The 12724-nt window shown below is 38.5% G+C and carries 9 protein-coding genes; 5 read left to right on the top strand and 4 right to left on the bottom strand.

Annotated elements, in window-relative coordinates; genetic code table 11:
• Positions 1-356 precede the first annotated feature (356 nt).
• From B3297_RS16435 to B3297_RS16425, 3 genes are all read left to right on the top strand, one after another.
• Positions 357-3494: a GH92 family glycosyl hydrolase gene (locus B3297_RS16435; protein ID WP_115047891.1), complete on the top strand. Its 3138-nt coding sequence runs from the start codon at positions 357-359 to the stop codon at positions 3492-3494.
• Between the two features lie 356 nt (positions 3495-3850).
• Positions 3851-6136, top strand: coding sequence for a GH92 family glycosyl hydrolase (locus tag B3297_RS16430; RefSeq protein ID WP_201303499.1), 2286 nt, complete (start codon positions 3851-3853; stop codon positions 6134-6136).
• 34 nt (positions 6137-6170) lie between these two features.
• On the top strand, positions 6171-8417 hold the full coding sequence (locus B3297_RS16425) for a GH92 family glycosyl hydrolase (RefSeq protein ID WP_115047893.1): 2247 nt from the start codon (positions 6171-6173) through the stop codon (positions 8415-8417).
• Between the two features lie 87 nt (positions 8418-8504).
• Here the strand turns inward: B3297_RS16425 and B3297_RS16420 are convergent, their stop codons facing one another.
• The 3 genes from B3297_RS16420 to B3297_RS16410 all read right to left on the bottom strand — a co-directional run bounded on the left by B3297_RS16420 (position 8505) and on the right by B3297_RS16410 (position 9666).
• Positions 8505-9065 carry a GNAT family N-acetyltransferase gene (locus B3297_RS16420; protein WP_112374362.1) on the bottom strand — a complete coding sequence of 187 codons (561 nt, stop codon included), beginning with the start codon at positions 9063-9065 and terminating at the stop codon, positions 8505-8507.
• Between the two features lie 114 nt (positions 9066-9179).
• Positions 9180-9410: a hypothetical protein gene (locus tag B3297_RS16415; protein WP_197084131.1), complete on the bottom strand. Its 231-nt coding sequence runs from the start codon at positions 9408-9410 to the stop codon at positions 9180-9182.
• Between the two features lie 7 nt (positions 9411-9417).
• Positions 9418-9666 carry a hypothetical protein gene (locus tag B3297_RS16410; RefSeq protein WP_046675688.1) on the bottom strand — a complete coding sequence of 83 codons (249 nt, stop codon included), beginning with the start codon at positions 9664-9666 and terminating at the stop codon, positions 9418-9420.
• A gap of 387 nt (positions 9667-10053) precedes the next feature.
• Between B3297_RS16410 and B3297_RS16405 the strand changes: the two genes are divergently transcribed.
• Positions 10054-10554, top strand: coding sequence for a hypothetical protein (locus B3297_RS16405; RefSeq protein WP_286779154.1), 501 nt, complete (start codon positions 10054-10056; stop codon positions 10552-10554).
• Between the two features lie 26 nt (positions 10555-10580).
• The gene (locus B3297_RS16400) at positions 10581-11456 is read left to right on the top strand and encodes a hypothetical protein (protein ID WP_139145081.1); all 876 of its coding nucleotides are present in this window, start codon (positions 10581-10583) and stop codon (positions 11454-11456) included.
• Positions 11457-11521: 65 nt separating this feature from the next.
• Here B3297_RS16400 and B3297_RS16395 read toward each other — a convergent pair whose 3' ends face one another.
• Positions 11522-12631, bottom strand: a complete 1110-nt coding sequence (locus B3297_RS16395) for a glutaminyl-peptide cyclotransferase (protein WP_070569358.1) — start codon at positions 12629-12631, stop codon at positions 11522-11524.
• Positions 12632-12724 lie beyond the last annotated feature (93 nt).

Below are 12724 nucleotides of genomic sequence, written 5' to 3'. Positions count from 1 at the left end.
TCTGTAGAAACACTTTTCTAAGTAAAGGCAATTTTTCCCCGAAAACTGGAAAATGCGGTGGATATTGCGCAAACTACAAATTGACCTAACTTTCCTCTCTAAGAATCAAAACCTTTCATTTTCGCTAACTTGTGTCAATAAATTCATTTTATTTCTTTCTTTTTATATGTATATACATTTTGCTGTTTTTCATTTGATATTTGTTTTTTTTGTAGTAATATTGTGCATAAAGTTTTGCTTTTAACCGTTTTTGTAAGTTATTAATGTATGTACAATGTAATGTGTTTTGTGAATTGTTTTGTGCAGTTTATGAGGAAAGCAACTGATGTAATTAAAAATTATAAAATCTGATACTTATGAAATTACGTTTCTCACTTTCTTTTGTCGCCGGTCTGTTGTTCATGTGTGCTCAGTCTGTTGTTGGCCAGGAGCACACAATATGGCAATTGGGAAATTCAGACGGTTCAAGCAGCGAATTTGCCTTGTCCCCGAATGGATATAAGAAATTTTTGGAACATGATTTCGGTTATGAAGACAATGCGTTTATTATCGGCCAATCTTCTTTAACAAGGGATTTACCCTATGTATTGCCCGGTCCGGCCAATGAATGGGGCGGGACTGGAGGAACCTCTGGCCTGAGAACACATTTTTTGAATTTATACTATGTGTTAAACAATAGTATAAAAAATGGTCAGTGTACACTTCAAGTTAAATTGGCCAATAGTGACCCTAAAAATAAACCTACACTACAGATCGTAATCAATGGCAAGCCCTATAATTTCGAGGTGGAGGGGGGAGCAGGAAATGGTGAGCCGTTAGAGAATCCTTTAAAATCTGGAAATTCTACGATAAATATACCATTACCAGCTGATCTCATTAAGAAAGGCGGAAATCAGATTACAATGACTGTCATAAAGGGAGGATGGGTAGAATTTGATTCCTTTAAACTGCTGGGGCCACAGCAAGTAAAGCTAATAGCCAATCGTTCTGTAATTGTTAAAAATGTACAGCAAGCTGAATTTGAGATCTTAAATGCAGGGAAACCCGTCCAAAATATGCTGGTTGATCTCTTGAAATTGAAAGATGATGAACAATTGAAAGTAGTCTTAGATGGAAAGAAAATTTATGAGAAAACACTTGAAAAAGGTGCAGCGAAATTGGAAATACCAATGCCTTATGTCGCTAAGGATATATGGAGTAAGTATGAAATTTATAGTAATGGGCAATTAATACAGTCTTCAACAATCAAGCGGGGCCCAAAAAGACTAGGTGGAGTTTCAGATTATGTGAACACGATGATGGGGGCAGCACATTCCAGATGGATGATAGCCCCGGGACCATGGATGCCTTTTGGCATGGTAAAGATAAGTCCAGATAACCAAAATATTGGCTGGCAGGCAGGTTATGAACCTTCTATCGAATCTATTGGTACTTTTAGCCATATCCATGAATGGACAATGGCTGGATTGGGTACATTTCCGACAGCAGGTCAATTGAAGACTCGGGTCGGAGATCAGTACAGTAAAAATTCAGGATATCGATCAGCGATAGATAAAACCAGTGAAAAGGCACCATTGGGATATTATGCTGTTCATCTGCTTGATCACGATATCGATGTGAAATTGACGGCTGGTACACGTTCCAGTTTTCAACAATATACCTACCATAAGTCGGACACAGGACGTATTATGATTGATCTTAAGGTTAACGGAGAATATGATTATAAAATTAAAGTCTTCTCGCTAAAAAAGGTTTCTGACTATAAGGTCGTAGGATATAGTAATCAATTATCTGAAAACGTTTGGTCCACGGATGCAAAACAGGATTATGTCGTATACTTTGTGATGGAGTTTGACAAACCTATCATAAACTATGGCACATGGCATAACGATCGGTTGACTGAACGGGCTGATTTGGTTGCTGATAGCGCTCAATTTGCGGGAATGTACGTGGAATTTGATGTGCATAAAGATAAGGCTGTACAACTGCGCACAGGGATTTCTTATGTGAGCTTAGCCAATGCGGAGGAGAATCTAAAAACGGAACTGTCGGAGCCATTCGGATGGTCGATTGATCGGGTCGTGGAAAACCAACATAAAGTTTGGGATGAACTTTTAAGTAGATTGGCGATAAAGTCTTCAGACTATTTTGAAAAAGAGAAATTCTATACAAATATGTATCGCACTTTGGCAAGCCGAAACACATTTAGTGATGTGAATGGTCAATGGAGATCTTCGGATGAAGTGATACGAACTTTAGCCCATAAAGGGGATCTCGCTTTAGGCTGTGATGCTTTCTGGAATACCTTTTGGAATTTAAATCAGTTTTGGAACTTGGTTACGCCGGAATGGTCCAATAAATGGGTCAGATCGCAACTTGCGATGTATGACGCAAATGGCTGGTTGGCGAAAGGACCGGCTGGAATGGAGTATATTCCCGTCATGGTTGCAGAACATGAAATACCGTTAATTGTTGGGGCATACCAGATGGGGATTAGAGACTACGATACTGAAAAGGCATTTGAAGCTGTTAAAAAAATGCAGACAACAAGTCCATTGAAATTTGAAGGTGGTTTTGCAGGTAATCGTGATTTGGATGTCTATTTAAAATATAAGTACGTTCCTTATGATTTGGGCCGGTTTTCCAATTCAATGGAATATAGTTTTGACGACTGGACAGTTGGGCAGTTCGCAAAATCGTTAGGAAAGGAGCAGGAGTACAACTATTTCAATGATCGCGGAAAATGGTGGAGAAACGCGATAGATGTCAGTAGTGGCTATGCCCGGATGAAGGATTCAAAAGGAGAATGGTATAAAGATTTTGATCCTTTTAAATCGGGAGCTAACCATCATTATGTAGAAGGAAATGCATGGCAACTGACCTTTTTTGTGCCACAGGATATTCCTGGGTTAGCTAAAATGATCGGACAGGATGTGTTTTTAAAACGATTGGAATGGGGATTTCCGGAAAGTGAGAAATGGCGCTACAATGGTCCCAATGATCAATATTGGGATTATCCTGTTGTTCAGGGAAATCAGCAATCGATGCATTTTGCCTATATTTTTAATTGGTTGAATAAGCCTTGGTTGACGCAAAAATGGAGTCGCTCCATAGGTGAACGCTATTATGGCCAAGGGGTTTCAAATGCTTATTTGGGAGATGAAGACCAAGGGCAAATGAGTGCTTGGTATATTATGAATGCTATTGGTTTATTTCAGATAGATGGCGGGACAAGAGTCAAGCCAATTTATGAAATTGGAAGCCCTCTCTTTGAGGAAGTGAAGATTAAATTGGGCGGTAAATACGGTAGAGGTGAACAATTTATTATCATAGCGAAAAATGCAAATAAGAAAAATATGTATATACAACGTGCTACATTAAATGGAAAACCGCTTAATACGTTTTATTTTGATGCTTCGGAACTTCTGAAAGGAGGTGAGCTTGTTTTAGAAATGGGCGCTACACCGAATAAGCAATGGGGACTGTATCAATAAAATATATTTATTGCTGGACCAAACCTGATGCGCATTGAATGATAACAACGATTTGTTAAAATTTGGTTAAACCATTCGGCCTAACATAAGAAACTCGTTTTTGATGACGTTATATCAGTAGTTTCATAATTTAGGTTAATAATTGGTTAGTTAGTAAAAGCCTGAAGTTCCCCACTTCAGGCTTTTGTTGTTATTGACCATCATAAATCTCTTTGCTTAATATGTATAGTTTTGCTAAATCCTATTAACAAACGTAAAATCATCGATATAACGACAAGTACGATTTGTAAATCTTTGCGATTATCTGTAGTATTGTAGGTACACGCTAAAATGCGCGGCCTATGGTGTTTGCTTGAATGAAAGCAATTAACAATGTCGTCTATCAAGATTATATGATCAAATCTATTCGTTTTTTACTTTTAGGATTATTTCTTTGGGAGAACGTTTCTGCCCAAAAGCTTCCTACAGACTATGTCAACCCGTTTATTGGTACCAGTAATTATGGAACAACTAATCCGGGTGCTCAGGTTCCCAACGGCTTGATGAATGTTTCTCCGTTTAATGTAATGGGATCATCACTTAATGCATTTGATAAGGATGCAAGATGGTGGTCTACTCCCTATGAACATAGCAATAGTTATTTTACAGGTTTTTCTCATGTTAATTTAAGTGGGGTAGGATGTCCAGATATGGGAAGTCTGTTGTTGATGCCAACTTCGGGGAAATTGGAGGTTGATTATCATCAATATGGGAGTACCTATACACAAGAGGTTGCCCATCCGGGATATTATAGCAATATATTAAAGAAATACGGTATCAAGACAGAAGTTTCAGCGACAACCCGTGTAGGTGTGTCGAAATTTACTTTTCCAAAAGGACAGGCAAATATCCTACTTAATCTAGGCGAAGGGTTAACAAATGAAACGGGAGCAACAGTTCGTTATGTAAGTGACACCGAAATAGAAGGATCTAAATTGTTGGGCTCTTTCTGTTACACGAACAATCAGGCTGTTTATCCCATCTTCTTTGTTATGCGTGTCAATAAAAAACCGTCAAAAAGAGGATATTGGAAATTCCAGCGTGCCGGAGAAAAATGGGAAAACGATTGGAATAAAGATGCCGGAAAATATAAAATTTTTACGGACTATACCGATCAGCTTTCAGGCGATGATCTTGGTGCGTATTTTAGTTTTGACGTCAAAGAAAATGAAAGCTTAGAAGTACAGCTGGCCGTATCATTTGTGAGTGTTGAAAATGCGCGTAAAAATCTAGACGCTGAGCAAGCAGACTTTAGCTTTGAAAAAACGCAAAAGCACGCAGCTTCACTTTGGAATAATGCATTGTCAAAGATACAGGTCGAAGGTGGTACAGAGGACCAAAAAACAGTGTTCTATACGGCATTATATCATGCTATGATTCATCCAAATATCTTGCAGGATGTAAATGGAGAATATCCGGCAATGGAAACCCGGAAGACGCTCGTTGCAGATCACAATCGTTACACCGTGTTTTCGCTATGGGATACGTACCGAAATGTTCAGCCTCTAATGTCACTGGTTTATCCTGATAAGCAGGTGGGTATGATACGTTCCATGATCGATATTTATAAGGAAAGCGGTTGGATGCCCAAATGGGAGTTGTATAGTCGAGAAAGCTATACCATGGATGGCGATCCGGCAGTTCCAGTGATCGTTGATGCATGGATGAAAGGCATTCGGGATTTTGACGTTAATACAGCTTACAAAGCGTTTCTGAAATCGGCTACGACTACGGATTCGACAAATAAAATTAGACCAGACAATGCGGACTATGTGAAGTATGGGTATGTTCCACTGCGCGATTCATTCGATAATTCGGTATCTCATGCCATTGAATATTATGTTGCCGATTGGAACCTAGCCCAACTGGCCGCCTCATTGGGGAAAACTAAAGATGCTCAGCTTTTTGCTAAGCGAGCACAGGGGTATAAACACTATTATTCTTCGGAGTATGGGACTTTCAGGCCTATTCTTCCTAACGGCGAGTTTTTAAGTCCATTTAGCCCATTGATGGGCGCCAATTTTGAACCAAATCATGGTTTCCATGAAGGTAACGCTTGGAACTATAGCTTTGCCATACCATTTGATATACCTGGTTTGGTGAAGTTGATGGGCGGAAAGCAAAAATTTGTGGATAGACTGCAGGCAACGTTTGATAAAGGGTATTTTGATGTTACCAACGAACCAGATATGCTGTATCCACATGTGTTTTCGGAAATCAAAGGAGAAGAATGGCGTACCCAAAAGCTGGTTAAGGAAATTTTAGAAAAACATTTTACGAATAGCCCTGGGGGTATACCGGGAAATGACGATACGGGAACAATGTCCACATGGGCTTTAATGAACATGATCGGCATCTATCCTTTTTGTCCAGGTAGACCAGATTATACTGTTGTAACACCTGTTTTCGACAAAGTGACCATTCAACTCGATAAAAAATATTATCCAAATGGCGACAAAGTGACAATAAGACGTCAAAAAGAGGGTGCCGGAGATTATATCAAAAAGATCTTTATCGATGGAAAACCATTCAATGGATTTAAAATCAACCATCAGACTTTGGTCAATAGCAAGGATATTCTAATCGTTACTGGAAATAGATAATTAGGCAAACTAAATTGAAAAACTGATCTACACGATGAAATATATTAATTACGCGGTCTGTGCAGGCCTTTTGTCCTTAATGGGTTGCGCTTCACTAAAAAACTCCGATGAGACTTCTTATGCTGGGTATGTAAATCCTTTTATCGGAACGGATTTTATGGGGAATACATATCCTGGAGCACAGTCACCTTTTGGAATGGTACAGCTTAGCCCAGATAATGGACTGCCTGGCTGGGACCGTATTTCCGGATACTTTTATCCTGACAGTACGATTGCTGGTTTTAGCCATACACATTTAAGTGGAACCGGAGCCGGCGACTTGTACGACATATCTTATATGCCGGTTACCTTACCTTATCATGAAGCCCCGGCTCCCTTAGGTATACATTCCAAATTTTCGCATAAAGACGAAAAGGCTCACGCCGGATACTATCAGGTAAAACTTACTGATTACGATATAAATGTAGAGCTGACAGCAACGGCACGCTGCGGTATTCAACGTTATACGTTTCCAAAAGCCGAGTCTGCAGTATTTTTAGACTTAAAGAAAGCAATGAATTGGGATGCTACAACAGATTCACACATCGAAGTGGTTGATTCTGTTACTATCCGTGGTTACCGTTTTTCGGAGGGCTGGGCAAGAGGCCAACGCGTTTATTTTGAAACTCGGTTTTCTAAGCCTTTTATGGCCGTTCATATCGATAGTTCAGCAATATTATCCAGTGCTGATACAACGGCAAAAAGTGCAAAACGTATTGGTACAGCATTCAAAGCACGTTTTGATTTCAAGACAGCAGCTGGAGAACAAGTGACTTTAAGTACGGCCCTTTCGGGAGTAAGTATGGAAGGCGCTTCAAAGAACTTAAAAGCAGAAGTTCCAAATGATGATTTTGATTATTATTTAAAAGAGGCCGAACAAAATTGGAACCATGAATTGGGGCGGGTAGCAATCGAGACCAAAGACAAAGAGGAACAGGTTAAATTCTATACAGCACTATACCATTCGATGTTGGCACCGACAATTTTCAGTGATGTTGATGGTGCTTACATGGGGGCGGACCGGAAGGTACATCAGGCTGAAGGTTGGACCAATTATAGCACGTTCTCACTTTGGGACACCTATAGAGCTTCGCATCCATTATTTACCTATATAGACCCTAGTCGAGTAAATGATATGATTAAGTCCTTCATTGCCTTTTATGAACAGCATGGCCGACTACCGGTATGGAATATTTATGGGAGTGAAACGGATATGATGATTGGCAATCATGCCATTCCTGTCATTGTAGATGCATATTTAAAAGGAATTGGTGATTTTGATGCAATAAAAGCGTTAGAAGCCTGTGTTGCCACAGCTAATATTGATAATTACCGGGGTATAGGTCTTTATAAAAAATTAGGCTATGTGCCCTATGACGTAAAAGATGAATACAATGCCGAAAACTGGTCCTTATCACGAACACTTGAATATGCCTATGACGATCATTGTATCGCAATGATGGCCGATAAGATGGAAAGGAAAGATATTGCAGGAGCGTTTTTTGCGAGAGCTCAAAATTATAAAAATGTGTATAATCCGGCTACTTCATTTATGCAACCTCGAGATAGCCATGGTAAATTTATTACCCCGTTTGATGCGGAGGAATATAGTGCACATATTTGTGAAAGTAATGCATGGCAATATTTTTGGTCTGTACAACATGATATTCCTGGATTGATTAAACTTGTTGGTGGGCAAGAGCGCTTTGGACAGAAGCTAGATAGCATGTTTACATTTCATCCTTCCGACACCAGCAAGCTGCCAATTTTTAGTACAGGAATGATTGGGCAGTATGCACATGGTAACGAGCCGAGCCATCATGCACTCTATTTATTTAATGCGGTTGGACAGCCTTGGAAAACGCAGCAATATGCAGCCGAGGTAATGAACAAACTTTACTTGAATACACCTTCGGGATTAAGTGGAAATGATGACTGCGGGCAGATGTCGGCTTGGTATGTATTCAGCGCATTGGGATTTTATCCTGTAGATCCCATAAGTGGAAAATACGAAATCGGTACACCTTTATTTGAAAAAGCTGAATTGAAGTTGTCCAATGGAAAGAAATTTACCGTGAAAGCTAACCATGTCAGTAAAGCCAATATTTATATCCAAGCCATTACGATTGATGGTAAGCCTCTTGAAACAAGTTATATCACACACGAACAAATTATGTCCGGAGCGACATTGGTGTTAGAAATGGGCGAAAAACCGGGACCGATATGGTACAAAAATAAATAGGATCTATAAGTATATGGAGATTCATATGTGAAGCTCCCAAATAATTAAGAGAAGCCTCCAAATGAATATTAATCGATTTGGGGGCTTTTATTTTGTTGGCAGAATTAAGTTTTTGTAGAAATATGTCGTGCTACACAATGTTCCATTCGGGAAGAGCGCATAATTTGGGATATCGCCGACTTTCGTCCAGCCACATTTTTGATACATAATATAAGCCGGGCTATCGGTTACAGTATCTAGTACCAATAGTGTCTTATTTAGATCAATAGCTATATTTTCAATGTGTTGAAGTAAATTTTGTGCAATGCCCATTCTTCGAAAGTCAGTATGGACTAACATTTTGGCTACATCTGCACGATGTATTTGATTTGAGGGGAGGTCGATTTGGAGTTGAACGGTTCCTGCGATTCGATGCGTAGAAGCATCTTTTGCAATAATCAATATTGTTTTTTGCTGCTTGACCTTGTTCAGTACTTCAGTCCAAAATCTTTTTGCCTGCTCAACTGTTAGATCTTCCATAAAGCCTACAGAGGCACCTCCTTGGACAATATTAAAAGTCAGGTCTACTAATTCAGAAATTAAGGTAATGCTGGATTCGTTGACTTCTTCAACGACAAAATCTGTATTGGAAATAGGTGAGGAACTCATGTGTTTGATTGCGGATGAGATATAGAAAAGGAATTGATCGCTGTGTTATGTAAGAAAAGACATTCTGCTAATGATCGGCTTGGCTCTTCTGGTGAGAATTATAGTTAAAAATCGTTACTCGTTGCGGGTGAATGCATAATAGATGACGTATAACCAACCGAGTATCCCATGAATTAAAGCCCATAGTATGGATTTGTTGCGATCCCATGAGGTGACAACGGCAATGACAGAACCCAGCCCAATACCCGATTGGGTGATCGTCTGTGTCGTTGATTTACTTATCTCTTGGCCAAATACAATATCCGAGATGAAAAGAAAGAATATGAATAATGCGAGGTGTTTCATGATGGGTTTATTGAGCTCCTCTTATTTTGAGTTCTTCATTGATTTCTTTTATTCTTTTAAAATTGAGAATAACAATAGGAGATAAGGCGAAGGGAATCGCCATTAGTGCGCTGAATCCTTTGTTAATTGACGTATAGATCCCCATGCCTAATAGAATAAAGAGCATGGTGGTGAGCATCCATGTAATTACCAGCGCATTTTTTTTGTTGGTTTGAAGCTCTTCGTCAGTCATTCCGTTTAAAGGTCTGTTATTCATATTTCGGTGGTTTATAGTCTCTAAGTTCCGTAATTTTTTTTAAGAAACAAAGAATTTTGCCTTAAATGATGTGTGATTCTTAAATAAATATAGCTTTTTTTTCTGATTTTTTAAAAAATGATTAATTAAATGGCTAATATAGTAGGTTTCGAAGGACCTTTTTTACAATAATGCAGTATAAGGTGATTTTTATGGATTCCCTGTTTAGAAGAGTAGGCTTTTCATCTCTCAAAGAAATAAATAGTTTGTGCAAAGTAAGGATAAGCGTATTGCTTTTTAGCGAGCAGGTTGTACGGAAAATAACGAATCTTAAAACAACGACCACGAATATTAAACGAGACGGATAGGCTGGTTTAAAAAACTGTTATTTGTAAAAAAAATTAAGAAATGAGAATGCTAGCTTTAATCTTTATGCTATTTACCATGTGTTCCTGTAGGGGTAATTTGGATTTGGGGTACAATGAGAAAATGGCTAAGCTCTTTCATAGCTGTCGAGAAAAAATGGATGAGAGCTATGGAAAATTGCTAGAAGGGGAATATGATGTCGATAAATCAGACTATTCCTATCACATGACATTGAATGAGGCACGCGCTTTGAGTAGTTACATCAAAGGATTAAAATGCGAAGCCTCTCAACTGAAATACAGTAAAACTGCCGAAAGTTTTCACATCGCTTCAGTTGGTTACATGACAGAGATCGTTGATGGATATGGTATTTTATTAATTAAATATATTGATGAACAGAAAAAAGGGACTCGGAAAAGTCTGTTGCGGGAGATTACTGATGAAAAAGAGAAAATTGAAGCCTTAGCTGAGTCGTGTTTAGGACATCAAATAGCCTTCATGAATCAAGCTGGAATAAAAGTAGATAGTCAAACAGGAAAGTAGTTGAAATATATTTTAATTTTATAACCATGTTAATACGAAAAAATATGTGGTATTTGCTTATCATTTTACCTATGATGGCATTGTCCTGTAAGAGCAAAATAGCAGCGCATCAGTCAATACCCCCGTATTCATTAGCTGATACTGTGAAACCCGATTGGTATCGTGAATACTATGGTCGGGTTGTAATGATCGACAATGATTTTGTAACGCAGAAAGATGGCAATTATTTAGTAGATCTTCCTTTGCAGATCGTTCCGGATTCCACTTACGTTTTCTTTTTGAGTACTAAAATTCCAGTGGAGTTACTAAAAAAATCCAATGAATTCTATCCCGATCTTCAACATTTTGTACTGATTGTTCCCGATTGGAAGTTTTATGGTGAAGTCGCCGAAGAAGCTTCGAAAAATGGGATGTGTATAGAACCTGCGACAACCAATTTTTATTATTCCATAAAAAGAGAGGACGGTATGGTTAAAGTCGACAGTCTCCGGCTTTCTGGTCTTGATAACCCTAGATTAGATTTTGTTAAACCAATTTCAGCTAAAGGCATGCTTACAATTTATCGAAGAGACAGTTACGGATCGGTTTGTTGCCCGCGTGACCCGAAATGGGATAATGCAGACAAGGATGAGCTTTTCCTACGTGATTTTGAACACCGCAGTCACCTGAAAGTAACTAAAGGGCGGTATGTGCAGATGGAAGGTAAAGAAGGCGAAAAAAGTATCTATTATACCTTACCGGGATTATCTTCAGCACAGCGATTGGAATTTTTAGCAAATAAATATGCGCAATGGATTGCCAATAAGGATACGGGGACAAGGACGATTATACCACAGTTATTTGCACCACAAATTATACCGATGGTAACTGAGGGCTTTAACAAAATGAAAGAATTACCATAAAGTCAAAAATAGTGCGATTTGGTTCTTTCCGGAACAGCATGTTGTTTTTTTTGATGGAGATAAAGCTATTCTGTTAGCTTTATCTCGAACATTTTATCCCAGTTTTTACCGGTAACAAAGAAGGTGTTTGATCTTTTATTGTAAGCGATACCATTTAATACATCTAAATCCACATGCTGTGTTACATGCTCACGTAATTTGGATAGATCGACTAAAGCCTCCACTGTACCTGTTTTAGGGTCTATTCGTCCAATGACATCCTCCATAAAGAAATTTGCATAGATTTTCCCTTTTACCCATTCCATTTCATTGATTTGATCCACGATGGCCGTGTTCGTTGCTGCACGGATATAATCCACTTTTGAGAAATCATTTGGATTAAGTGTATAGATATAATCAGAACCATTCGACATGAATAAGTTTTTACCGTCAGAAGTTAAGCCCCAACCTTCCATTGGCTGAAAGTAAGGAAGTGTCTTAATAACAGAAAGACTGTTTATATCGTAGAGGTAGGCTAGATTGTTTTTATAGGTTAATTGATATAATTTTCCATTTAGGACGGTAGCACCTTCGCCAAAAATTGAATCATCCAATTCATTTTTTTTGATGGGCTGACCCGTTTTAGGATTAACAATACGGATACTCGATTTCCCCTTATTTCCACTTGGACCAACCCCATTCCCAGTACTTTCGATCAAATTATCACCGTAAAACTCCAGTCCTTGTGTGAAAGCTTTGGCATCATGTGGATAAATATTCACAATGCTATAACTTAGCAAAAGCGGAGGGTTAGAGGCGAATAGATCGATGTTGACCGAATTTTCTTCTCGCTTTCCATTACTAAATACGACAGCTTTAATAATTTGCTTACCAAATTTCTCCTGTTTTAATGAATAATTGAAGGGCTCATTTCCGACGACCTGGCCAATCTTTTTATCGTTTATAGCGTAAATAACAGAGTCTATTTTGGATGTGTTTTTGCTATACATCTTTAATATCAGATCCTCACCCCGCGTATAGTGCTGTTTAATATTGTCAAAGGTAAATGTCGGATTTTCATCAGCATGTTCGGACTGGGAACTTAAAGTTGTATTGGTATTGTTGCTTTTATTTCCGGTACAACTGCCCAAAATGGCGCCAATAATGAAACAAATGAGGTACGATTTTTTTTGCATTGATATAGTGTGCTTGATTAATTATCCACTAATAAACTAGAAAACAAGTTGCTTAAAAATAGCTGTTGCTGTACTACTTGTTTCTCAAACTTA

It is taken from the genome of Sphingobacterium sp. UBA3519 (assembly GCF_002377215.1).
GTDB classification, from domain to species: domain Bacteria; phylum Bacteroidota; class Bacteroidia; order Sphingobacteriales; family Sphingobacteriaceae; genus Sphingobacterium; species Sphingobacterium multivorum.
This window is presented reverse-complemented; position numbering and strand designations above follow the sequence as displayed.

Excerpts from the sequence above, each read along its gene's own strand:
- B3297_RS16435 (WP_115047891.1), top strand. The coding sequence starts at position 357 with ATGAAATTACGTTTCTCACTTTCTTTTGTCGCCGGTCTGTTGTTCATG.
- B3297_RS16430 (WP_201303499.1), top strand. The coding sequence starts at position 3,851 with ATGAAAGCAATTAACAATGTCGTCTATCAAGATTATATGATCAAATCT.
- B3297_RS16425 (WP_115047893.1), top strand. The coding sequence starts at position 6,171 with ATGAAATATATTAATTACGCGGTCTGTGCAGGCCTTTTGTCCTTAATG.
- B3297_RS16420 (WP_112374362.1), bottom strand. The coding sequence starts at position 9,065 with ATGAGTTCCTCACCTATTTCCAATACAGATTTTGTCGTTGAAGAAGTC.
- B3297_RS16415 (WP_197084131.1), bottom strand. The coding sequence starts at position 9,410 with ATGAAACACCTCGCATTATTCATATTCTTTCTTTTCATCTCGGATATT.
- B3297_RS16410 (WP_046675688.1), bottom strand. The coding sequence starts at position 9,666 with ATGAATAACAGACCTTTAAACGGAATGACTGACGAAGAGCTTCAAACC.
- B3297_RS16405 (WP_286779154.1), top strand. The coding sequence starts at position 10,054 with ATGAGAATGCTAGCTTTAATCTTTATGCTATTTACCATGTGTTCCTGT.
- B3297_RS16400 (WP_139145081.1), top strand. The coding sequence starts at position 10,581 with ATGTTAATACGAAAAAATATGTGGTATTTGCTTATCATTTTACCTATG.
- B3297_RS16395 (WP_070569358.1), bottom strand. The coding sequence starts at position 12,631 with ATGCAAAAAAAATCGTACCTCATTTGTTTCATTATTGGCGCCATTTTG.